The organism is Nostoc sp. (genome assembly GCF_036919675.1).
In the GTDB taxonomy this organism is placed as follows: Bacteria; Cyanobacteriota; Cyanobacteriia; order Cyanobacteriales; family Nostocaceae; genus Nostoc.
This window is the reverse complement of record NZ_JBALCP010000022.1, coordinates 109,484-132,907: the sequence shown is the minus strand read 5'-3', so window position 1 is coordinate 132,907 and position 23,424 is coordinate 109,484. Positions and strand designations below refer to the sequence as shown.

Here is a 23,424-nt window from a genome sequence, read left to right as displayed (position 1 = left end):
AAAATGATAGAGATAGGGTGGTTTTCTGTCAAGTTATTTTTAAAGGGAAAGCTCCTACGCGACCCAATATTTTTTGTCAAGCAAACTACTATTGGTGTTACTGTAGGTTTCTTACTACTAGTATTACTCGCACAAGCCCCAATTCCCCTGTACTTGCCAATAACATTATCTAGCTTAGTGACGGGCATGATTATGCCATATCTCCTCAAGGATTTCAAAATGAAGTGAATTGTCCTTTGTAAATAATTAATGCCTAATACTTCGACATCGGCTCAATGTCCGCAAGTCGAGATGCTCAGTACAAGTGCCCAATCACCAATGACTAACCTTGAAGAATTAGTTCAGGAAATTAACCGCTTTGAGGCAATTATATCTGAGTGGGATGAAAGCCAACGGTGTGTAGCAGTAGGTCTAAAAAGAGCAATTGAAGCTTTGCATAAAGCTGCATTGACTAGTTTGATTAAAAGTCTAAAACAAGAATCAATGTCAGCTTTACGTCATGCTGTTACTGATGAAGTAGTGTATGCAGTCCTACTGTATCACGAACTAGTCAAACCACCAAAACCACCATTAGCACAACGTATCCAGACAGCCCTTGAAGAGGTTCGCCCAGGTTTAAAAAGCCATAATGGGGATGTAGAACTAGTAGCAATTAAGCCACCAGATACAGTAGAAGTTAGATTAATAGGAACTTGCAACAGTTGTCCGGCTTCTACTTTGACTTTATCTCAGGGAGTAGAACAGGCAATCAAAAACCATTGTCCCGAAATTACCAAAGTAGTTGCAGTCAATAACAACCCTACTGTTAATAACGCAAATTCTGGTTTAATCAGTCCCTTTTCTTCAAAAATAACTTCTACTTGGATCAAAGTAGCAACTATTGATCAAGTTCCCGAATTTAGTGTGTTGGCAGTACAAATTGCTGGGAATTCACTAATTTTATATCGTCAAGGTGTTACGGTAACATGTTACCGTAATGCTTGCACTCATTTAGGATCTCCCCTAGAAGAGGGTAAGGTTGAAAATGGTATTATTACCTGTCCTTCCCACGGATTCCAGTACAAGTTAGAGACAGGTGAATGCTTAACTGCACCTGATATTTCGCTTCAATCGTATCCAGTAACGATTAAAGACGATAAGGTTTTTGTGAAACTACAAAAATGATCATGCGAAGGTAATATCTCATCAAATATACTTGGCGATTAGGAAATCAGGGCTACATTGCCTTTTCATTTCCGTATTTCGCGCATTCATTTTAGTATTTTGTGCAAGCAAAAAGGCAGATTCCTTTCTCAATATACCTGAATTCTTTCTCATTTGTGTAATTCGGTTATTCATTTTAGTGTTTTGAGAAAGCAAAATGGCTAAATGCTTTCTCAAAATATCTGATTGCTTTCTAATTTTGGTGTTTTCCGCAAGCAAAAAGGCATATTGCTTTCTCAAAATGCTTGATTGTTTTCTCTTTTCAGTAGATTTAGCAAGCATTTCAGTAGATTCAGCAAGTAAAAAGGCATATTGCTTTCTCAAAATGCTTGATTGCTTTCTCATTTCAGTACATCGCGCACTCATGACAAATATCGCTGTGTAGCAAAAGCCACTGGAGGTTAGCAAAAATTTTTTAAGATTGATTAATACGGAAGTTTCTTAAAGATTTTAACTTAATTGAAAATAAAAACATATCCAAAATTGTTACTGTTGTTACATGCTAATCAACATTAATGTTTTTAAATAATTATCAGTGTCTATCTGCGGTTCATGGATATCCCAATCAAAATTAATCCCATATCACAATTACCGCCAGAAGCAACAGAAATTTCTCAATATTTACCTCTATCACCTCAAGGTGCAGAGGTAATTTTAGGCAACATTATTGAACCACAAGAATTAGTGATACCTGTAGCACCTAGTCCCACAACAATGTTCGGGCCTCGTGCTGCTTGTTTGTTATCAGAAACTGGCCCCTTATGGGTATCAGATACGGGACATCATCGATTATTGGGATGGCAGAATTTACCCACGAGAGATAGTCAACCTGCTAATTGGGTAATTGGACAACCTGACTTTTATCATGAGGGACAAAATGCTAAAAGTACACCGGGAAGGGCAACCCTAAGTGTACCAACGGGGATTTGTGCTTGCGGCGAAGGATTAGCTGTAGCGGATGCTTGGAATCATCGGGTTTTGATTTGGAAAAATTTACCAGAAGATAACAATGTTCCAGCAGATTTGGTGTTAGGGCAAGTGAATTTTACCGATAATGAACCAAATCGAGGAAATCAAGCAGCATCAGCCAATACAATGCACTGGCCCTATGGTGTTTTCTATCATCAAGGACAACTATTTATTGCTGATACTGGTAATCGAAGGGTATTAATTTGGCATCAATTACCAACAGAAAATGGTCAACCTGCTGATTTAGTTTTGGGACAACCGGATATGATATCTCGCAATGAAAACGGCGGTGCTTCTCCAACCGCAGCGAGTATGCGTTGGTGTCACGATATTACCTTTTGGGGAGAAAATCTGGTTGTCAGCGATGCAGGTAATCACCGGGTAATGATTTGGCAGGGAATACCAACAGAAAATAATACCCCTTGTATAGTGGTTTTAGGGCAACAAAACTTTGATTTTGTGGAAATGAATCAAGGAGTTTATTATCCTAGTGCTAGTAGTTTGAGTATGCCTTATGGTGTGGGGGTAACTGAGGATTGGTTAGTAGTTGCAGATACTGCTAATTCCCGTTTGTTAGGATGGAGAAAACCGGAATCAATTTTATCACTGCAAGGTGCAGTAGCAAATGGGTTGGCAGGACAAACAAATTTTCAAAGTAAAGGTGAAAATCATAATTTCGGACTACCTAAACGAGATAGCTTAAATTGGTGTTACGGAATAAAAATTTGTGGCAAGACAGCGATAATAGCTGATTCTGGAAATAATCGAATTTTGCTGTGGCAGTTTAACTATGCCGACTGAAGAAATTAGAGTTCGTGGCACTGTTCAAGGAGTAGGATTTCGCCCTACTGTATATCGTCTTGCTAAAGCCTGCGGTTTGCAGGGAGATGTTTGTAATGATGGTCAAGGTGTTTTAATTAGGGTGTCTGGTAGTGAGGAAGCAATAACCAAATTTGTTGCCAGATTGCAAACAGAATGTCCACCGTTGGCAAAAATTAATCAACTAACAAGAATTATTCATGAACGTGAATTAAAATTTGATAATTTTGTGATTTCTACTAGTGTCAGTAATGCCATCAAAACAGAAATTACCCCTGATGCAGCCACTTGTCCGCAATGTCAACAAGAAATATTCGACCCTTTTAGCCGCTTTTATCGCTACCCTTTCACTAACTGTACTCATTGCGGCCCCCGCCTGAGTATTATTCGTGCCATTCCTTACGACAGATGCAATACCAGTATGTCTGCGTTTGCCATGTGTTCAGAATGTGCAAAGGAATACCACGATGTCGAAAACCGCCGTTTTCACGCCCAACCCGTCGCTTGTCATGCTTGCGGCCCTAAAGCTTGGTTAGAACGCGCCGATGGGAAATCAGTTACTGCTTCCATGTTTTCCATGATGGATGATGTTGATGCCGTTTGTACCTTGTTGCAAAAGGGTGAGATTGTAGCAATTAAAGGGTTAGGTGGTATTCATCTGGCTTGCGATGCAACTCAGGAAACTGCTGTACAAAAACTGCGTCAGCGTAAAAAGCGCTATCACAAACCCTTTGCTTTAATGGCGCGAGATATTGAGATAATTGAAGAATACTGCACTGTCAACGCCAAAGAAAAAGAATTATTGATAGGTTCTGCTGCACCAATTGTTTTACTACAAGCGACAGGTAAAAAAGTTGTAGCACCATCGATAGCATCGGGGCAAAATACCCTCGGTTTCATGCTACCATATACGCCCTTACATCATTTAATTCTGCGGCGAATGAATCGCCCAATTATTTTAACAAGTGGCAATCATGCTGATGAACCACAATGTATTGATAATGACGAAGCAAGAGAAAAATTAGGGACAATTGCTGATTATTTTCTGTTTCACAATCGAGAGATTATTAATCGGGTAGATGATTCAGTTGTGCGGGTTATCGGTGAAAAAGCCCAAACAATTCGCCGTGCCAGAGGATATGCACCAGCACCGATTAGTTTACCACCGGGATTTCAGAATGTGCCGCAAATTTTAGCAATGGGTAGTGAGTTAAAAAATACCTTTTGCCTATTGCGTGAAGAAAAAGCAATTCTTTCTCAACATCTGGGAGATTTAAAAAATGCTGCGGCTTTCAATGCTTATCAAGATACTTTGAATTTATACTTAAATTTATTTGAACATCAACCAGAAGTAATTGCCATCGATAAACACCCAGAATACCTCTCCAGCAAACTTGGAAAAGAACTCGCAGATACAAATCAAATCAAAATTCATCAAATCCAACATCATCACGCGCATATCGCTGCTTGCATGGCAGAAAATGGGATCCCTCTAGATTCACCTGCGGTATTAGGCATCGCTTTAGATGGTTTAGGTTACGGTGATGATGGTACACTCTGGGGCGGAGAATTTCTTTTAGCTGATTACCGAAAATTTCGGCGACTAGCAACATTTAAACCAGTAGTAATGGTAGGTGGTGAACAAGCAATTTATCAGCCTTGGCGTAATACCTATGCTCAATTAATATCTGCTAACCTTTGGAATGATTGCCAACAACGATATAGTGATTTAGAAATCATAAAATTTCTGAATAAAAAACCACTAAAGCTACTCAATCAACTTATGGATAAAGGGATTAACTCACCTCCAGCTTCCTCAGTGGGGCGGTTGTTCGATGCAGTGGCAGCAGCTATCGGTATTTATAGAGATGAATGTAGCTATGAAGGACAAGCTGCGATCGCAATGGAAGCTATAGTAGATGTTAGCAGCTTAAATAATTATAAAGAAACGCCAAAATATCCTTTTAATTTTATCTTTTCAGATAGGATTTATTGTATAGACCCGCGCCCAATGTGGCAAGCCTTACTCGATGACTTACAGCAGCAGATTCCAGAACCAGTTATGGCTGCAAAATTTCACAAAGGTTTAGCTAATGCGATTGTGGAGATGGTTAAGCATCTTTATCAAGAAAATCTGATTAATCAAGTTGTCCTAACAGGAGGAGTATTTCAAAATTGTATATTGTTAGAGCAAGTTACCAAACAATTACAAACCTTGGAAATAAAAGTACTTACTCACAGCTTAGTTCCAGCTAATGACGGTGGGCTATCTTTAGGACAAGCAGTTATTGTAGCCGCACAATTAATACATGAGTGTTGATATTTGACAAACTTTATCTCACAAATGATTTTCTCTGCGTTCTCTGCGCCTCAATGGTAGCCTGCGGCAAGCCGCTTTCGCGTCTACGTTTCTCTTAAAAAATCAAAATGTGCTTAGGAATCCCCGGACAAATTATAGAAATTACCAATGTTAACCATAAATTAGCCATAGTTAACATTGCTGGTGTTAAGCGCCAAGTAAATATTGCTTGTATCATAGATGAACAACATCCCCCCGAAGCTTGTATTGGGGATTGGGTATTAGTACATGTTGGCTTTGCCATGAATCGAATTAACGAACAAGAAGCCGCAGAAACATTACAACTCTTACAAGAATTAGCAGCAGCACAAGCAGGGATTAATACTTAAATAATAAGCATTTTTTGTTTCACGTAGAGGCACAGCGAAAGAGTTTAAAACTCCCGCCTTTCTTTCCTTCTTCTTTTGCGTCCTTCTCTACGAGACGCTGCACGTTCACGTAGTGTCTTGTAGAGAAGACAGTTCGTAAAAAAAAGACCCCGCAAAGAAAGCAAAATTCACTGATATCCAAAAAACTATTCCCCAATCCTTATGAAATACGTTGACGAATTCCGCGAACCTGAAAAAGCTGAAGCCATCCGCCGCGAAATCGCCAAATTATGCTACCAGCTAGAAAAACCCATCAAAATCATGGAAGTATGCGGCGGACATACCCACTCCATATTTAAATATGGTATCGAAGAAATATTACCCCAAGCCATTGAACTAATTCATGGGCCTGGTTGTCCAGTATGCGTAATGCCAAAAGGGAGATTAGATGATGCGATCGCAATCTCTCAAAATCATAACGTCATCTTTGCTACCTTTGGTGACGCGATGCGAGTTCCTGGTTCCAATACTACTTTACTGCAAGCTAGGGCACAAGGTGCAGACATCCGTATGGTGTACTCTCCCCTAGACAGCCTGCAAATTGCCAGAGATAACCCCGATAAAGAAGTAGTTTTCTTCGCCTTAGGCTTTGAAACCACAGCCCCCAGCACCGCCTTCACCATCCTGCAAGCAGCAGCCGAAGGAATTCATAACTTTAGTATGTTTTCCAATCACGTCCTCGTGGTTCCCGCCCTCAAAGCACTATTAGATAATCCCGACTTGCAACTGGATGGATTTGTTGGCCCTGGACATGTCAGCATGGTAATTGGCACTGACCCTTATGAATTTATTTCCCAACAATATAATAAGCCAATAGTCGTCTCAGGATTTGAACCCTTAGATATTCTTCAATCGATTTGGATGCTATTGCAACAGCTAATAGAAAATCGTTGTGAAGTTGAAAATCAATATAACCGAATTGTCCAAAAAAGTGGGAATATAGTAGCACTACAAGCCATAAACAAAGTTTTTGCACTGCGAGATAGTTTTGATTGGCGTGGCTTGGGTGATATTCCCTATTCAGGATTACAAATTCAACCTGAATATGCCCAATTTGATGCCGAACTTAAATTTACCATTCCTAATCTCAAAGTAGCCGACCATAAAGCTTGTAAATGTGGAGAAATTCTCAAAGGAGTCTTAAAGCCTTGGGAGTGCAAAATATTCGGTACAGCTTGCACACCAGAAACACCCATTGGTACTTGTATGGTATCTTCTGAAGGTGCTTGTGCAGCCTATTACAAATATGGGCGACTCTCTACGATTGCCAAAAAAACAATCGCCCAAAAACAAAAAGTAGCTATAACTCAAGAACCTCTCCCCGCCTGCGGCTTCTCTTCCGACTAATACATCTCACAAATACTCTGCATACCTCTGCGCTTCCCTTTGCGTTCCTTTGCGTTAAAAAAAAGTCAATTTTAATATGGATTTTTCCTCCAATAACCAAGTACAAAATCCTCTATTCCAAAAAATAGAACAAGTTCGCCGTCGCCAAGGTAAAGTCCAAGACACTCATATAACTCTCGCACATGGTAGCGGTGGTAAAGCCATGCGCGATTTAATAGATGATATCTTTGTCAGCAATTTTGATAACCCGATTCTCTCACAATTAGAAGACCAAGCCAGCTTCAATTTAGCCAGTCTCTTGCAACAAGGAGACAGACTTGCATTTACTACAGATTCCTATGTTGTAGACCCGTTATTTTTTCCCGGTAGTGATATAGGAGAATTAGCTGTCAACGGCACAGTTAATGATTTAGCTGTCAGCGGTGCTAAACCTTTATATTTAACTTGTAGCGTCATTTTAGAAGAAGGATTACCTGTAGAAACCTTACGGTGTGTCGCAGCCAGTATGAAAGCAGCCGCAAAAAAAGCTGGTGTTCAAATTGTCACTGGTGACACAAAAGTTGTACATCGAGGTGCTGCTGATAAACTGTTTATTAATACTGCTGGTATTGGTATCATCCCGCAAGGAGTCAATATTTCTGCCCACAATATTCAACCTGGAGATGCAGTAATTGTTAATGGTGAATTAGGTAATCATGGAGCAGCAATTTTAATTGCCCGTGGGGAATTAGCATTAGAGACTAATATTGAAAGTGACTGTCAGCCGTTGCATACTTTAGTAGAAACTATTCTTCATGCATGTCCCAAAGTTCATGCTATGCGAGATGCTACACGCGGTGGTTTAGCTACAGTTTTAAATGAATTTGCTCTCAGTTCCGATGTGGGAATTCGTCTCTATGAAGAATCTATTCCAGTGCGTGAAGAAGTCAACGGAGTTTGTGAAATTCTCGGTTTAGACCCATTGTATTTAGCTAATGAAGGTAAGTTAGTTGTGGTGGTGGCAGGTAAATATGCAGAAACTGTTTTATCCGCTATGAAATCCCATCCAGCAGGTAAAGATGCTTGTATTATTGGCGAAGTTATTACCTCACCTCCAGGTATCGTATTGTTAAAAACAGTTTTTGGTGCTGAAAGGATTATTGATATGTTGGTAGGCGACCAATTGCCACGAATTTGTTAATCTTTTAATAGTATGCACGAACTTGGAATTACCCAAAATATTGTAGCAATTGTAGCTGAACACGCTAAAGGCGCAAAAGTGCAACGAGTTTTATTAGAAATCGGCAAACTTTCAGCCATTCTGCCCGACGCCGTGCGATTTTGTTTTGATATTTGCACTCAAGGTACAGTTTTAGAAGGGGCAACATTAGAAATTTTGGAAATCCCTGGCTTAGGGCGATGTCGCCAATGTGGTGCAGAAATTGCTCTAGATAAACTCTTTGGTATCTGTAACTGCGGTAGCGTGCAATTAGATTTAATTAATGGTGAAGAACTGAAAATTAAAGAAATAGAAATAGAGGAATTATGTGTGTAACTTGCGGTTGTTCTGATGATGGCGAAACTAAAATTACCAATCTGGAAACAGGTGAAGCTGAACATAATCACCATCATCATACTCACACTTTACCAGATGGGACTGTAATCACTCATTCCCACAGTCATGATACTCATATAGAAGCACCTCAAATTCATGCTAAAATACACAACAAAATAATATCCTTAGAACAAGATATATTAGCAAAAAATAACCTGTTAGCTGCCCAAACTCGGGGATGGTTCAAAGGTCGAAATATTCTCGCCTTAAATTTAATGAGTTCTCCCGGTGCAGGGAAAACAACTCTTTTAACGCGAACCATTAATGATTTAAAGCATCAATTATCTATCAGTGTTATTGAAGGTGACCAAGAAACTGCTAACGATGCCAAAAAAATTAAAGAAACAGGTTCTAAAGTCATCCAAATTAACACCGGAACAGGCTGTCATTTAGATGCATCAATGATAGACAGAGGTTTACAACAACTGAATCCGCCGCTGAATTCAGTTGTGATGATTGAAAATGTGGGAAATTTGGTTTGTCCAGCCTTATTTGATTTAGGAGAAAATGCAAAAGTCGTGATTCTCTCCGTCACGGAAGGAGAAGATAAGCCGATAAAATACCCGCATATGTTCCGTGCTAGTGATATCATGATTCTCACTAAAATTGATTTGCTACCTTATGTAAATTTTGATGTTCAAAAGTGCATAGAATATGCTAACAAAGTAAATCCTAAAATTCAGATTTTTCAAGTTTCTGCAACTACTGGTGCTGGCTTAGAGAATTGGTATGCGTGGCTAACTGAAAAGGTAATAAACTTGTCAACACTAATCTCTTACCACTTGACGAATACCTAAATTTTTTTAACGTAGACGTAAAGCAGCTTCCCGTAGGGGACTGCATTCGCGCAGCGTCTCGTTAGAGAAGGACGCAAATAAAGAGATAGATAATCTTAAAAACCTATGTAAATGATAGTAGCTCTGAGCTAGCCAATTTTTGTCACTCTTGCAGTAAATTATCTATAGGTTGCCAGTACATAGACTTTATCTGAAATAACAAGAAAATACAGACAACAGTGTAACTCTTCTAAAATTGCAACACCCTGCACTTTAGGAGTACAGGGTGGAAGACAGCGATAAGGATGAATAAGCTATATTTTGTGTGATTCCCAGTTCGGACTTATTTACCTCAAAGCCAATCTCGATAAGCTGATATTTCATTTATGCTGATTTCAAACGGCATCCCTTTGCCAAATGGCGGATAAACGCGGATTTTGCCATTTGTAGCAAACCGCTCTAACCTATTACCCAACTGGGGAATATTGCTGACTATATGCCAGTAAGATAAGATGTCGGGGCAGTCAATAATTAATGTGAGGATGCTAGCATTGGTTGTAAGATACCACTGACAATTAGACAACAGGACTCGCGTAATGCGATCGCAGGCTTGATAAAAGCATCTGCCAGTAGACTGTTCTAGTTCCATCTGCAACATTCCATCCTGTTTTGTTACCTCAGCTGGAGGTAAATCATCGGGAGGAAGCAGGTATAGTTTAGAAGACATAATTTCGCACCTCTTGGTTGTAGCGCGTCAAACTCTCTAGGTTTTTTTGCATATCTGAAGACGAGGGTTTGAGTGCTAGCGTACCTAAATTTAATTCGGACTGAAATTTCTTGATTTTGTCTCGACAAGTCTCCACATCACCGATAATTGAGTTCTCAATCAAATAATCTTCGTCGAAACAAATGTTTGTGCGATCAAATGGTTTTTGGTTGGGATTCGCACTATTCTGCAATAGTTGAGCCGAATTAGCTTTCATTTTCTGGCTAAATTGGCGGATGAAAGGTAACGCTTCACTCACTGCCTCATCAAATGTTTTGCCAACATAAAAAAAGCGTGCCAGCACGAAGTTTTCCGCACCACTAGAATTTAAGGCTCGATATTTGGCAACAGTATTCTTCAATCTCTCCAGAGAAAACGGCGGCCCACCCATCAAGCTGAAGGAATGTTTAGCGGCAAACTCGATACCATCATCACCGCCAGTGGCAACATACACTGGTATTTGACTCTGCAATGGTTTTGGGTAAATTGTTAGGCGATCGCATTGATAATGTTGCCCATTAAATGATACATCAGTTTCATATAAGAGCTTCTGAATCAATGCGATCGCTTCTAGCATCTTGGGACGGGATTCACTTGGGAGTGTCGCAAAATGCTTGTTTTGTTGGGGGAAGGGGCCACCTTTGGCAACTCCAAATAATAATCGTCCATTGCACAGGTTATCCAGAGTGGCGATATCTTCCGCTACTCTAATCGGGTTATGGAATGGCAGTAACACCGCCGCAGTGCCTAATTGGATGGTTGAAGTCAATCCTGCTAGGTGTGCCATTAAAACCAACATCGACGGGCTGAGATTGGATTCACTAAAATGGTGCTCACTCACCCAGGCTTCCTCAAAACCTAAGCTTTCTGCCTGTTTTATTAGCGCGACTTGCTCAAAGATGGCACGACGAGCATCTTGGTGATGATTATCGTAATTGCAGAAAATTCCAGTTTTCATTACTTGTTTGTGATCGCTATTTTAGGTGGCAACCCACTGCAACTCCAACCATAGGCGTGGGTTATTTTGTTTGAGCTTCGACATCGGATCGCGCAACAATCGCTTGGCATTCATGCAGACTACTTGCACTAGACCCATGTTGTCTGCTACTTCTCTGAGTATTTGTTTGTGGGCTTGCACATAGGAAATCATTTCGTCAGAGCAATAAATTCCTATATATTGCAAGCGTCTGGCAGGCAGTCCCCAAAAACAGGTGATCACTTTCACATAACACCCATCTAGTAATTCCCCAACTTGCGGGTAGTAATGGTTGAGGACTCTTGTGAATTCTTTGGCTAAGATGTCTTCAGCAATCATTTGAAATGATATTTCTGTAGCGTCCATCACGCTATTTAATATAACATAATTTTATCAATAAAATATGACAAAATAGCTTATATACTTTGAATAAAATATTAAATATTCAATCTTACATTACAAAAAAAAAAGAGGTGTACCTTATTTGGTTTCACCTCATATTTGCATCAAGCACTTTTATGAAAAATTAAATATAAAAGTATTGGGGTTAAGGCAGAAAACAGTTATCGTGAAATTACCTAATTGCCAAACACAAATTACATTCAATTTAAAATTATGAATTCAAACAAAGTGCATTGAAGTAGCACATTTGAATTTTGAATTCCTAAGATTTAATTATTAAGTTTTGTTATCGAGTATTCCGTTCACAAACTAAAACCTCTGCTACGATATCTGGCACATTTTTGACGTCTGTGAATCCTTCAGAACCACCAATAGGTGATATAAATGTATAGTTTGGATCACATACTCCATTGTCATATACTTGAAGAAACCATCTATCTGGAAATCCTTGTACACCTAGTTCCACAGTGTACCAACTCTCGCCAATCAGACGAGAGTTAAAGATTGTGAACCACTCCCTATTCTCTTCTGAAATGTTCCAATCTGCCATGAGCAGTTCTAAAGCTATTTGTCCCGCATCCGTTGAAGTCAACAGCATTTTTACTCCTTATTTGCAGCTTCAGGATTTGCAACTTCAGTATTGGGAACTTCCGGGTATAAACCGAGTTCTTTAGCTAGCTCACGCCCCACAAAAAATAAAAATTGTGCACCATCTTGATTGCCTTCATGGGCAAACATAGTTGCTACTTGTAACATTGTTCCTACTAAGCCAGAATCAATCAATTCTGGGTGAGATTCTAAAACTTCTGGTTCCTGACCATTAGGGCATTTAAGTAACTCATCAATCAGATTAAAATACAGTTGTTCGCGTTGTTCTGTCATGGTATTTTTGTTGAGTTGAGTGAGTAAATTGCGAATTGGTTACTGTTCAATACTTTGCTGCCATAGTCTTTCCAACATTTCAACTTGTTCTTTTAAAACAGCCGCACGATGAACAAGATATCTGTCGTAAAAGAGAATCCCAAACCCAATACAAATAGGGGTTAACAAGAAGAACCATTGTAGAATAGTGGCAAAGTTATATTGTTCAGCAACAGTCAGCATTTGATGAACCACATTACGGTCAGAGGATTGGATGCTAGTCTGAGGGGAATGTGTACTTTCTGTCTGGGGAGCCAAGGCGGGAGCATCTGTACTAGTCTTGTTAACTTCGCAGGCTAAATTCTGGGATTTTACTAACTCCAGATGTCGCTCCCAAACTATGCCAAATACTACTAGTTCTGGAGAAAGCACTGCTAAGGTAACTACGCAAACTATAAGAACATTTAAGAGTTTGGCTTTCATCTTAGCTCTCCCTTGCTAGGTAGTATGTACCCAGTAAGAAAATATCTTTTGCTGTTTATCCAAAGTAGTTATATATTTCTACTTCTCAAACAGTTTTGATATTAAAATATGTGTAATAGGTAATTTTCACAATCGTTATTTGTCAGTTATTTTTCTAATTACCACTGACCACTGACCACTGAAAATTTACCAACCTTTTCACAAAATTTAGGATTATTCAGTCAGAAATAATACACTCAGATTCCAAGAATATGGTTTCATCCTACTCTCAAAAGAGAGATTAAGAAGTCCCCCCTAGTTCACTAAGCTTTCGCTCAGGAATGTTGGGGGGTAGAGGGGAATCTCTGCGTAAATCCTATACGATTTATATCAGCCGCTCTCCACAAAACAGTTTACTCTAGCCCCGTTAAGATTATTAAATTTATTAGAATAGTACTCAAAGCTTGTAATTCCCATCTGATAAGTCTTACAAAAATTTATTGGGGTATGGGTGCTAGTGTTTTTAGGACGGGGTTCTAGTATTTTCGAGATAGGGTTCTGGTATTTCTGCACTCAACTTCAAAGCAGTGTAGGCAATGGTTAAGGACTGTTTTTGATGCATTTTTCAGCAAACAAAACCTGCACTCAAAATAAAATATCAATGTCTCTTGATAAAGATAGACTAATAAATTAAGAAAAGCAATTAAATGTTTTGAAAGCAAATTATATTTCTATAACAAATAGAAAATCTTGAAAAAAATGGTAAAAGTTATGCATATATACAGAATTACAGAAATTGAATCTCAGCCCAAGAGGCAATAGTCAGCAATTCCAAATGGTAAAATAGAAGTATGGCTTGCCAGACCTCTGGTAAAGTGAGAATCAATGGGATATCTGATAAAAGTTCTTCCTAAACTTTCAGATTTTGTGGTTGAGTTAGAATATATAGTATATGCACTCATGGACACTAAACTAAAAATTAAATACACAAAAGCTTATTGTTATAAGTAAATACTCTGTACTAAGATTTAGGATTTTAGGAGTTAAATAATGCGAATTGCTCAAGATGTGACAGAACTTATCGGACGAACTCCTTTAGTTCAACTGAACAAGATTCCTCAAGCTGAGGGAGTAGTAGCAAGGATAGTTGTCAAATTAGAAGGTATGAACCCAGCGGCTTCGGTGAAAGACCGCATTGGGTTAAGTATGGTACTCTCAGCAGAAGCAGCTGGCTCAATTTTCCCTGGAAAAACCATTTTAGTAGAGCCTACCTCAGGTAATACAGGAATTGCTCTAGCGATGGTAGCAGCGGCGCGTGGCTACCGTTTGATTTTGACAATGCCAGAGACGATGAGCCAAGAACGACGAGCTATGCTCAGAGCTTATGGTGCGTCTTTAGAATTGACACCAGGTACTGAGGGGATGCGAGGAGCTATTCGCAAAGCCGAAGAAATTGTGGCTAATACTCCCAATGCTTTTATGCTGCAACAGTTCCGCAACCCTGCTAATCCCAAAGTTCACCAAGAAACCACCGCAGAAGAAATTTGGGCAGATACAGACGGGGAAGTGGATATCGTTATTGCTGGGGTAGGTACTGGTGGGACAATTACTGGTATTGCAGAAGTACTCAAACAGCGTAAGCAGACTTTTCAAGCGATCGCAATTGAACCCAGCAACAGCCCAGTCCTCTCTGGTGGTGAAGCCGGGCCACATAAAATTCAAGGTATTGGTGCCGGATTTATCCCAGATGTTCTCCGTCTAGAATTAGTCGATGAAGTAATTAGAGTTAGCGATGAACAAGCGATCGCCTATGGGCGACGTTTAGCAAAAGAAGAAGGCTTATTGTCTGGGATCTCATCTGGTGCAGCTTTGTGCGCCGCAATTCAAGTCGGTAAACGTCCAGAAAATGCCGGACGTTTAATCGTGATGATTCAGCCTTCCTTTGGAGAACGTTACCTCAGCACACCCATGTTTCAAGACTTGTCCTTAGAAACTGCTAGCGTCCGCTAAGGATACTTGAACAGATCCAACAAGTTAGGAGCCAGAATTCACGAGTCTTCTGGCTCCTAAATAATATTTATATATACTTTCGACTACCTAACTCTACTATTTAGTTAGCTATATACCTTAACGCAAGGAATGACAAGGTTACCCACTAGCTCCAAAATCTATATTCGTAAGTGAATGCGATCGCTCAAAATTGAAAAATTACTCAAAAATCGCTAGCGGACTTTTCAGGCGATTGACGAACGTTACCTCAGCACCCTGATGTTTCAAGACTTGTTCTTAGAAACTGCTGGCGTCCGTTAGTTCTTCAGAACTGCTGTAAGTACTCAAGAGTGGTATTTCAGCCTCTAGACACCAATAGCAACGTTCTTGCTGACTTCCTGACGAACTGGAACGCGGATTTTAAACTCCGCTCCCTCGCCTGGTTCTGAGGTGCAAGAAAGTGAACCACCATGTTTTTCGGTGACGATTTGGTAGCTAATCGACAAGCCCATACCTGTTCCTTTGCCCACGGGTTTTGTGGTGAAGAAGGGATCGAACAGGCGTTGCCGAACAGACTCTGGTATACTTAGACCATTGTCTGCAATGCGGATTTCGATTTGATCAGTGTCAACTTGTTCAGTATGAATAGTAATAGTTGGGCTAGTTATTTGTGCTTGATTGTTTGCTAATGACTCTTCCAAAGCATCGATCGCATTACTCAACACATTCATAAACACTTGATTCTGTTGCCCTGCATATCATTCCACTTGGGGCAGGTTGCCGTAGTGTTTAACAAGTTCAATATCGAGACGATCTGAATTTGCTTTGAGGCGGTGTTGCAGAATCATTACAACGTGTCGCCAATTAACGCTTTAACAATAAATATTTGCGATCGCTATCTGTCATCAATAGCTCAATTAAGTTCAGCGATGCCGAATCTGCCCAGTGCAAGTCATCAAGAAACACAACCAAAGGATGATCTTGAGTCGTGAATACTCCAATGAATTGCCCAAAGACGCGATTGAAGCGATTTTGAGATTCTGTCGCACCTAATTACCTAATTGTGTTACGGGTGGCACAGTTCCAATAACCTGAATAACCGGAAACAAGCATGAGTTCGCTATTACCACCTGCCAAAGCTTAACCTCCCCGCTTGCGGGGAGGGATTGGGGGTGGGTTCTTTTATTATGGGTAATTTGGCGGATATGATATCAGGTTTTAGGGACTTCCAGTTAAAAAAACATCCCATCGTAGGGGCGCAAGGCCTTACGCCCCTACAAATGTACAAATAATTTTGGATAATTTATTTTTTGTCAGTCCCTTAACAGATTACATCACTGCAAAATCCTGTACTAATGGTTGCAGCTGCCTTGCTTTTGGTGTTGTTGAGAACCCTGACCGTGATTACAGTCACCTTGTTTCTTAGGCTGATTATGACCGTGGGAGCAGTTTTGCAAATCTTGCTTCATCAGGTTTTCGCTCATTTCCTGCAAGGATTCGTCCGCAGGCTTTAAGCCAATCCAAGCATCAATCTTTTGTACATCGAATCCTACCTCGCGGCGATCGCCTATTTCTAACAAAGGACGGCGAATTAACAGTGGCTCTCTCAACATCAACTGCAAAGCGGTTTCTGCATCAGTTTTTTCAGGAACTATTTCACCAGATTTTACCTTTGGGGAGGAAGGATTAAACCATTCGGCTACGGGGTGATCGCCAAAAAATGAACGCAAACGCTCAACTGTCCAAGGTTCTGTTAGTAGGTTGTATGCTACCACCTCATGACCGGCAGCTGTTAGCAAAACTTTTTGCTTAGTACCACCTTGACAGCCTGGTTTACTATAGAAAATTACTCTTGCCATATTAACTACCTCCTAATTACTCAATTGTTTGTAGTTGGCGCTTTAGTGCTAAAGCGTTAACTACGAAGCGATGAAATAAATCCTGACGATTCCTAATCAGGACTTACGCACTGAAAACCTGAAACCTAGATCCCCCCTTCCCTTATCTCCGGTGTACACACAAGTCGGAAAAGCTCATCCACATTGGCTTGAATCTGGTAGGATGCTGTACCCTGAGCAATAATACACTCTTGCATTACTAGGTTTTTAAAACTTGTGTGTAGACCGTAACCTTAAAAAGGGGGAACCGTAAAAGCGCACTTTTTAAAGGGGTTGGGGAATCTTTTATGCGTAAGTCCTAGTAATCAAAAATTCCTAGCTTTATCGGTAACTGAGTCAAACTCAAATCTCTCTTTCGGATCAGTTTCGCCGTAAACATTAAAAGTTACAGTTGGTTCATCACCCACTGCTTCTACACTGTGAATTGCGTCGGGAACGAAGCTGATAATATCCCCTGGAAATAGAGTTACTTCTCCCGTAGGTTCAATTTTGTCCTGAAATTCTGGGCTATGAGTGCGTCGCCAAAAAGTATTTTTTTCTTGACCTTTTAACACCGCCACTATTCCCCATGTCCCATGATTATGAATGGTTGAACGGGTTCCCGGTGCAAATGTTACTGTTTGCACTGTCAACGGAAAACCCAATTCATCGTATAGGAGTGAAACAGAGGTTCCCGTTTTGGGCGAAGGCTCTAAATATTGACTTCGCACCCAGTAAGAATTTACTATCAAGCGCCTTACGAGTATCTGAAGTTCTGGTAGACGACTGGCTTCATCGTCAACTCTATTGAGAACATCTTCCACCTCAGTTAAAAACCGATAAAGGCGGTAATTTTCTCTCAATAAATCCCATGCTCTCACAGATTTACAGGCTTGATACTGACCGTCCCCCGTTAGCAGCCAATCCTTACCTTTCATAACTTTTAAATTGATAGCTTATAAGATTGGAGGACAATGATTGGAGAGACATTAGGAACACTGCCTACATCAAGTTTAGTAGGTATGTTAATAGGAGGAATGATAGAGTTACTATTAGTACCCGCTCCCAAGAGGGAGTAAGAGGAATACGATGTAGTAGATAACCAATTGTTCATGATTGTTCACCTTGATTCTTGACTAATTAATCATCTTCTTCTGCTGGACGTGTCAAAATATCCAGCAGAATTCCGGCTCCAAAATCATTCTTTTCGTCTATTTCTTTGACTTTAGTGCTGATTTCTTTTGCTTGCTCAAGTTCTCCTAAATTTGCTAGAACTAATCCAGAAGCAGCATAAGCATATAAGTACAATCGAATTTGTGGGTCTTCTTTACGATTGACTAATATAGGCTTAAGTTGCTCCCAGTCATCAGGGAATTTCTCTCGCTCTTTAATTTTATCTAATAATTTAACTGTTGTTTGCAAAGCCAAAGAATAATTATTTTTATAATAGAAATATCTATATGCTGCTACCAATACATCTGTATTTTCACCAGTTTTGGCTAAAGCTTGTTGAATATAATTTTCCGATTCTGATGTATTTTCCCAGCTTTGTGCAGCTAAAATTAATAATTTTTTGATGTCGTCTGGAACCTGAAACCATGAGAATTTGTTTGCATCAAGTTGCATAATAATCTCTTTGAGAGTTAGGAGTTAGAAGTTAGGAGTTAGAAATTCTTAACTTCTAACTTCTAACTTTTGTTAAAACAAAGTGAGAACGTACACCAAAGTGAATAACACAATCCAGATAATGTCTACGAAGTGCCAGTAAATTTCTGTCATTTCGATGAAAGTATGATTGGTTGCAGAATACTCACCAGAACGACGCGATCGCCACAATACACGTAATATCAATAACAGTCCCACAAAAACGTGCAAACCGTGGAACCCGGTCATGATATAAAAGCAGTTGGCGAAGACGTTGGTAGTCAGCCCGTATCCTAAAGTCGAGTACTCATAAAGCTGACCACCCAAGAAAATTGCACCCATGATTGCAGTAATTCCATACCACAGTTGCATTCCCTTGACATCATTCTTTTTAATCGCCGTATCACCGAAGTGAATGACGAAACTACTAGACACCAAAATAATGGTGTTAATCGTCGGTACGAGTAGTTCTACTTCACTCCCTTCTGGAGGCCAAACGGCTGTAGTACTTCTAAAAAACAAATAAGTGGCAAAAAATCCTCCAAACATCAGGGATTCAGAGGCGAGGAACGTCAACAGTCCCCAAACTCTTAAATCTGGATGTTCTTCGTGTACTACACTGTGATCTTCGCTCGTTGTTGTAGCTATAGTCATAGATTTATTGACAATATTATCCACTGTGTCTGTTGTGGAAGCTTGAATAAAGAATGAAGTCTGAAGCGGCAAATTTTCATTCCTCATCCAAAATCCTTATTTAACCAAACTCTTCACTTGTTCAGGAATTATCAAAATTCCGAGTTTCAAGTTATGAAGTTCAAATTTCGAGTTCTAATCTCGGAGTTCCGAATAATAATGCTCAAGTTTCGAGTTCCAAGCTCGGAGTTCCGAGTAATAATGCTCAAGTTTCGAGTTCCAAGCTTGGAGTTCCGAGTAATAATGCTCAAGTTTCGAGTTCCAAGCTCAGAGTTTCGAGTTCCAAGCTTGAAGTTCCGAGTTCTAAGCTTGAAGTTCCAAGTAATAATGCTCAAGTTCCGAGTTCCAAGCTTGGAGTTTCGAGTTCTCAAATCAAATGACTAGAAATTGCAGTCACCTTGAGTGCGATCGCACTACTCACTCTACTAACTAAGCAGTAGCTTCCGGCGTTGCAGATGGCTGTATTTTAGTACTGTGACCATGACCGTAGTCATAAGGCCCATGAGTCACAACCGGCAACACTTCCCAGTTTTCAATTGCAGGTGGTGAGCTAGTTGTCCATTCTAAGGTCAAAGCTTGCCAAGGATTATCACCTGCCAAGGGCCCCTTTAGCCAACTATAGATAATGTTGATGGCAAAGGGAATTACCGATATCCCCAAAACAATTGAACCATAGGTACAAATTTTATTGAGGTCGATAAATTGGGGGTCATACATTGCCACTCGTCGCGGCATTCCTTGCAAACCCAACTCGTGCATGGGTAAAAAGGTCAGATTAGTGCCGATGAAGGTGAGGGCAAAGTGAATGCGACCCCAGGTTTCATTCAGCATTCGTCCGGTCATTTTGGGGAACCAGTGATAAATGCCGGCGTAGATGCCAAACACGGAACCGCCAAACAGAACGTAGTGGAAATGTCCTACAACATAATATGTGTCGTGGATGTGAATATCAAAAGGGGCTGTTCCCATCGTCACACCACTTAAGCCGCCCATGACAAACATGGACAACAAGCCAATGGCGAAAAGCATCGCACTAGTGAAGCGGATTTTACCACCCCAGAGGGTAGCAACCCAGGCAAAAATTTTAACGCCAGTGGGAACTGCAACGATGAGAGTGGAGATGGTGAAGAACATCCGCATCCAACCGGGTGTACCACTGGTAAACATGTGGTGTACCCAGACGAACAGACCGACAGCGCAGATTGCTACACTAGAATAAGCGATCGCTTTATAACCAAAGATTGGCTTGCGGGAGTGAACTGGAATTACCTCCGACATGATGCCGAAGATGGGCAGAATCATTAAATATACTGCCGGGTGAGAATAAAACCAGAACAAGTGTTGATAAATTACAACGTTACCGCCTGCATCTGGTTTGAAGAAGGAAGTACCAAAGTTGAGGTCAAACAACAGCAGAATTAAACCCGCTGCTAATACAGGTGTGGAGAGAAGTGCCAGCAGGGAGGTTGCCAAGATTGCCCAGCAAAACAAGGGCACTTGATCCCATTTCATGCTAGGAACCTTCATCAACAAAATGGTGATCACAAAGTTCAGCGAACCCAAAATTGAGGAAGTTCCCACTAAAACGATCGCAAGTATCCACATAGTTTGAGCGATTGGTGCTGTGACCAAGCTCAAGGGTGGATAAGCTGTCCAACCCGATTGCGAACCGCCAAAGATGAAACTACCTAATATCAGCGCCCCTGCTGGTGGATTTAACCAAAATGCGACTGCATTCAGCTTCGGGAAAGCCATATCCCTAGCACCGACCATCAAGGGCACCAAATAGTTACCAAATCCCCCAATGGCGCTAGGGACAATCCACAGGAAGATCATGATCGTCCCGTGATTGGTCATGAAAGCGTTATACAGATTGGGGTCGAGTACGTCTGATTCTGGTGTTGCTAATTCGACCCGCAGAGCGATCGCCATCAGCCCGCCGATCAGATAGAACACAAAGGCCGTTACTAGGTATTGGATACCAATAACTTTGTGGTCAACATTAAATGTAAAATAGTCTTGCCATTTCCACGCCTGCGGATGGGAGGTGTGGCCAGCCACCATTTCCGGTTTATTTTCTTCTGGTGGAGTATTTCGGGGAAATTCTACCTGCGTCATATTTTTTACCACTATGCGGAGTTCAGGGTCAAACGTCCAAAGTAATTAAATGTGACTCTTGTACAGACGCGTGACTTTTGTACAGACGCGATTAATCGCGTCTCTACTCTTGACTCATGACTACTGACTCTAGAGTTGCTGCACTAATTCCCATATCATGGGTGTGGGGTGCGAGAAACTCTGATATTGATAAGTCGGCTGGATTAACTGCAACGACTTGATTTAGGTTTTCCTTTTGAGCAATCTGGTTTTCTGTCCGCCAGCTTTTATATTCTTCTGGTGTGTGGACAATTACCTGTGTCCGCATTGAACCGTGATAACCACCGCACAACTCAGCACAAACTACGGGATATGTACCTGGTTTGGTGGCAACAAATCGTAGTTCCGTAGGGATACCAGGAAGCGCATCTTGTTTCAGGCGGAAGTTTGGCACCCAAAATGAGTGAATTACATCTTGTGCTGAAAGGTTAAGTTGCACATCAGCACCGACGGGAATGTGCAATTCCCCAGAGGTAATGCCACTATCAGGGTAGTTAAATAACCAGGCGTACTGCATCCCTTTGACATCAACAACTAAGTCGGCTGGTTTGTTTAAGGTTTGAGGAGACGCGCCGATACCAATTGTTGGGGCAATTGACGGGGCAGTTGTTGCTTGGGAAGTATCGCTTAATGTGGCAGCAAGAGCGGTTCCCGGCATCTGAGCAACATGAGCTGCTGAATGAGGATGACCCGCAGGATCAAAGCCTCCCATTCGGTTAAAAACATCTACACTGTAGATGCCCAAGAGGAGGACAATCACTGTTGGAATTGCTGTCCAAAAGACTTCTAAGGGCAAGTTACCTTCTATTGGCACGCCATCGGTATCGTCACCCGGACGGCGACGAAACTGAATCAAAAAAACTACAATTGTTCCTTCTACCACCAAGAAGAGTGCGATCGCAATGGTAAACATGACGTTGAAAAAACCGTCTACCAAAGGCGCTTGTAGCGATGCTTGCACCGGCATTAGAGTGTGGTTTTGACCAATCCAAATGCTGATTGCTGTAACTACTATCCCAGCAACCAGAGTCCATAGTGAAACAGGAACTTGTTGCATACATGCTACCTGCTTTGTAAACCGTCTTTTAAGGTGTGATTTTCTGGGTTTTGGGCATTGGGCATTGTTATCTATTCCCTGTTCTCCATTCCCCATTCCCTGTTTGTAACTACTAGGTTTTACATTTTCACAGGGCAGCGTTTTTTGTTTTCACTTATTAACTTTCTAACGTGCAGTCATAAAAAATGGGGGAAACTTCCAGATTTTTTCCATATCTTTCCCCCATAAAATTACAAATTATATTTCCACTCCTATGAAAAAGGTAGCCCCCTGCTTTCAGAAAAGCTAGCTGTTCCAAGAGGGCACTGTAAGACCTAATATTGATTAGGCTATATTAGCAGCAAGTTTAAATTTGTTAATAGCTAACAATTTGCAATTTACGGATTTGTTCACTGTGAACTTTGTATCTAGCTCCAGTAAATATTTAGTATTCCCCTCAAGTTACCTTGCCTAGCACATTTGCGCTTTATACAAACAGTGCCTCCTTGAATGAACAACAATTTTGACTAACTCCAAAAACCTTAATTGCTTAATTCGACATGGGTGTAGCAGTTCTTGGGACAAATCCGTGAACACGCTTCACAACCAATACAGTTATCTGGAGAAGTAACTGCCATTACTTTGCGTTCAACTTCTTCTTCATCTTCATCTTCCACAAACTCCCCTTCTTCATTAAGTGCCTTCAAACCTAGCACATTGTACCCGCATACTTTAACGCATCTGCCACAGCCGATACATTTTTCTTTGTCAATTTCCTGAGCAAATTTTGGTGTCCAAGTCTTACCGCCAAATGTCAAACCAGTGAGTTGTGCCATGAAGAAATCCTCGACAATTTTGCCTGTCAATCTGTTTGGACTTTAATCATATTATCCTAATATTTTATTTCTTTATATTCAAAACTTACTTTTATCTCATCAAATTTCGATAACCTTGAACACAATTTTATATCCTTTTTTATTTCAAATATTAGATGAAATTTATTCCCAATAATAATTACGAATGTTTAAGTTTTCCTCGTTCCTATGCTCCGCATGGGAAGGCATTCATAGAGTCTCTGACTCAATGTCTGACTGGAGGCAGCAGCCCCTAATCAAGCATTTTTATG

General features: G+C 40.6%; 25 protein-coding genes and 1 pseudogene. 10 read left to right on the top strand and 16 right to left on the bottom strand.

The genetic code is table 11. The annotated features are described in order from the left end of the window. Positions 1-3 precede the first annotated feature (3 nt). Together V7K49_RS02635 and V7K49_RS02630 are read left to right on the top strand one after the other, a co-directional pair. Complete coding sequence (locus tag V7K49_RS02635) at positions 4-228, top strand: hypothetical protein (RefSeq protein WP_335072531.1); 225 nt, start codon at positions 4-6, stop codon at positions 226-228. Between the two features lie 90 nt (positions 229-318). Next, positions 319-1,164: a NifU family protein gene (locus V7K49_RS02630; protein WP_335204435.1), complete on the top strand. Its 846-nt coding sequence runs from the start codon at positions 319-321 to the stop codon at positions 1,162-1,164. A gap of 21 nt (positions 1,165-1,185) precedes the next feature. On the opposite strand, the gene V7K49_RS02625 is transcribed toward V7K49_RS02630, so the two are convergent. Continuing rightward, a complete protein-coding gene (locus V7K49_RS02625; protein WP_335072529.1) occupies positions 1,186-1,548 on the bottom strand; it encodes a hypothetical protein in 363 nt (120 codons plus the stop codon). A 207-nt stretch (positions 1,549-1,755) separates the two neighbouring features. On the opposite strand from V7K49_RS02625, the gene V7K49_RS02620 reads away from it, so the two are divergent. The 7 genes from V7K49_RS02620 (at position 1,756) to hypB (ending at position 9,456) form a co-directional block, all read left to right on the top strand. Continuing rightward, positions 1,756-2,973 carry a hypothetical protein gene (locus V7K49_RS02620; RefSeq protein ID WP_335204402.1) on the top strand — a complete coding sequence of 406 codons (1,218 nt, stop codon included), beginning with the start codon at positions 1,756-1,758 and terminating at the stop codon, positions 2,971-2,973. After that, complete coding sequence (gene hypF / locus V7K49_RS02615) at positions 2,963-5,311, top strand: carbamoyltransferase HypF (protein ID WP_335204400.1); 2,349 nt, start codon at positions 2,963-2,965, stop codon at positions 5,309-5,311. Before V7K49_RS02620 ends, hypF begins: the two co-directional genes overlap by 11 nt. A gap of 107 nt (positions 5,312-5,418) precedes the next feature. Continuing rightward, on the top strand, positions 5,419-5,679 hold the full coding sequence (locus V7K49_RS02610) for a HypC/HybG/HupF family hydrogenase formation chaperone (RefSeq protein ID WP_334872474.1): 261 nt from the start codon (positions 5,419-5,421) through the stop codon (positions 5,677-5,679). 201 nt (positions 5,680-5,880) lie between these two features. Further along, entirely contained in the window at positions 5,881-7,065 is a 1,185-nt protein-coding gene (gene hypD / locus V7K49_RS02605; RefSeq protein WP_335204399.1) for a hydrogenase formation protein HypD, read from the top strand. Positions 7,066-7,141: 76 nt separating this feature from the next. Next, positions 7,142-8,245, top strand: coding sequence for a hydrogenase expression/formation protein HypE (gene hypE, locus V7K49_RS02600; RefSeq protein WP_334872470.1), 1,104 nt, complete (start codon positions 7,142-7,144; stop codon positions 8,243-8,245). A gap of 12 nt (positions 8,246-8,257) precedes the next feature. Next, complete coding sequence (gene hypA, locus V7K49_RS02595; RefSeq protein ID WP_334872468.1) at positions 8,258-8,599, top strand: hydrogenase maturation nickel metallochaperone HypA; 342 nt, start codon at positions 8,258-8,260, stop codon at positions 8,597-8,599. Then, positions 8,590-9,456, top strand: a complete 867-nt coding sequence (gene hypB / locus V7K49_RS02590) for a hydrogenase nickel incorporation protein HypB (RefSeq protein WP_335204397.1) — start codon at positions 8,590-8,592, stop codon at positions 9,454-9,456. The genes hypA and hypB overlap by 10 nt, the downstream gene beginning before the upstream one ends. 331 nt (positions 9,457-9,787) lie before the next feature. On the opposite strand, the gene V7K49_RS02585 is transcribed toward hypB, so the two are convergent. From V7K49_RS02585 to V7K49_RS02560, 6 genes are all read right to left on the bottom strand, one after another. Then, positions 9,788-10,162, bottom strand: coding sequence for a hypothetical protein (locus V7K49_RS02585; protein WP_273768407.1), 375 nt, complete (start codon positions 10,160-10,162; stop codon positions 9,788-9,790). Next, positions 10,152-11,159, bottom strand: a complete 1,008-nt coding sequence (locus V7K49_RS02580; RefSeq protein ID WP_335204395.1) for an LLM class flavin-dependent oxidoreductase — start codon at positions 11,157-11,159, stop codon at positions 10,152-10,154. The genes V7K49_RS02585 and V7K49_RS02580 overlap by 11 nt, the downstream gene beginning before the upstream one ends. A gap of 21 nt (positions 11,160-11,180) precedes the next feature. Next, positions 11,181-11,543 (bottom strand): hypothetical protein, encoded by a 363-nt coding sequence (locus tag V7K49_RS02575; RefSeq protein WP_334872462.1) that lies wholly within the window; start codon positions 11,541-11,543, stop codon positions 11,181-11,183. Between the two features lie 322 nt (positions 11,544-11,865). Next, positions 11,866-12,177 carry a hypothetical protein gene (locus V7K49_RS02570; protein ID WP_334793021.1) on the bottom strand — a complete coding sequence of 104 codons (312 nt, stop codon included), beginning with the start codon at positions 12,175-12,177 and terminating at the stop codon, positions 11,866-11,868. Positions 12,178-12,179: 2 nt separating this feature from the next. Continuing rightward, positions 12,180-12,461: a hypothetical protein gene (locus tag V7K49_RS02565; protein ID WP_334872459.1), complete on the bottom strand. Its 282-nt coding sequence runs from the start codon at positions 12,459-12,461 to the stop codon at positions 12,180-12,182. Between the two features lie 39 nt (positions 12,462-12,500). Continuing rightward, positions 12,501-12,923 (bottom strand): hypothetical protein, encoded by a 423-nt coding sequence (locus V7K49_RS02560; protein ID WP_334872457.1) that lies wholly within the window; start codon positions 12,921-12,923, stop codon positions 12,501-12,503. A 1,029-nt stretch (positions 12,924-13,952) separates the two neighbouring features. On the opposite strand from V7K49_RS02560, the gene cysK reads away from it, so the two are divergent. Then, a complete protein-coding gene (gene cysK, locus V7K49_RS02555) occupies positions 13,953-14,912 on the top strand; it encodes a cysteine synthase A (protein WP_334872455.1) in 960 nt (319 codons plus the stop codon). A gap of 344 nt (positions 14,913-15,256) precedes the next feature. Here cysK and V7K49_RS02550 read toward each other — a convergent pair whose 3' ends face one another. The 9 genes and pseudogenes from V7K49_RS02550 to fdxB all read right to left on the bottom strand — a co-directional run bounded on the left by V7K49_RS02550 (position 15,257) and on the right by fdxB (position 23,134). Beyond that, entirely contained in the window at positions 15,257-15,622 is a 366-nt protein-coding gene (locus V7K49_RS02550; RefSeq protein ID WP_335204393.1) for a sensor histidine kinase, read from the bottom strand. Between the two features lie 142 nt (positions 15,623-15,764). Next, positions 15,765-15,944, bottom strand: a pseudogene (locus V7K49_RS02545) (AAA family ATPase); the annotation flags it as partial. Between the two features lie 299 nt (positions 15,945-16,243). Further along, positions 16,244-16,750 carry an ArsC/Spx/MgsR family protein gene (locus tag V7K49_RS02540; RefSeq protein ID WP_334872451.1) on the bottom strand — a complete coding sequence of 169 codons (507 nt, stop codon included), beginning with the start codon at positions 16,748-16,750 and terminating at the stop codon, positions 16,244-16,246. Between the two features lie 344 nt (positions 16,751-17,094). After that, the gene (locus V7K49_RS02535; protein WP_335204392.1) at positions 17,095-17,706 is read right to left on the bottom strand and encodes a cupin; all 612 of its coding nucleotides are present in this window, start codon (positions 17,704-17,706) and stop codon (positions 17,095-17,097) included. Between the two features lie 202 nt (positions 17,707-17,908). Next, positions 17,909-18,394, bottom strand: a complete 486-nt coding sequence (locus V7K49_RS02530; protein WP_335204391.1) for a hypothetical protein — start codon at positions 18,392-18,394, stop codon at positions 17,909-17,911. Positions 18,395-18,466: 72 nt separating this feature from the next. Next, positions 18,467-19,066, bottom strand: a complete 600-nt coding sequence (locus V7K49_RS02525) for a cytochrome c oxidase subunit 3 (RefSeq protein ID WP_335204390.1) — start codon at positions 19,064-19,066, stop codon at positions 18,467-18,469. Between the two features lie 468 nt (positions 19,067-19,534). Further along, a complete protein-coding gene (gene ctaD / locus V7K49_RS02520; protein WP_335204389.1) occupies positions 19,535-21,223 on the bottom strand; it encodes a cytochrome c oxidase subunit I in 1,689 nt (562 codons plus the stop codon). A gap of 103 nt (positions 21,224-21,326) precedes the next feature. After that, a complete protein-coding gene (locus V7K49_RS02515) occupies positions 21,327-22,319 on the bottom strand; it encodes a cytochrome c oxidase subunit II (protein ID WP_334872443.1) in 993 nt (330 codons plus the stop codon). Positions 22,320-22,840: 521 nt separating this feature from the next. Next, a complete protein-coding gene (gene fdxB, locus V7K49_RS02510; RefSeq protein WP_298918453.1) occupies positions 22,841-23,134 on the bottom strand; it encodes a ferredoxin III, nif-specific in 294 nt (97 codons plus the stop codon). Between the last annotated feature and the right edge of the window lie 290 nt (positions 23,135-23,424).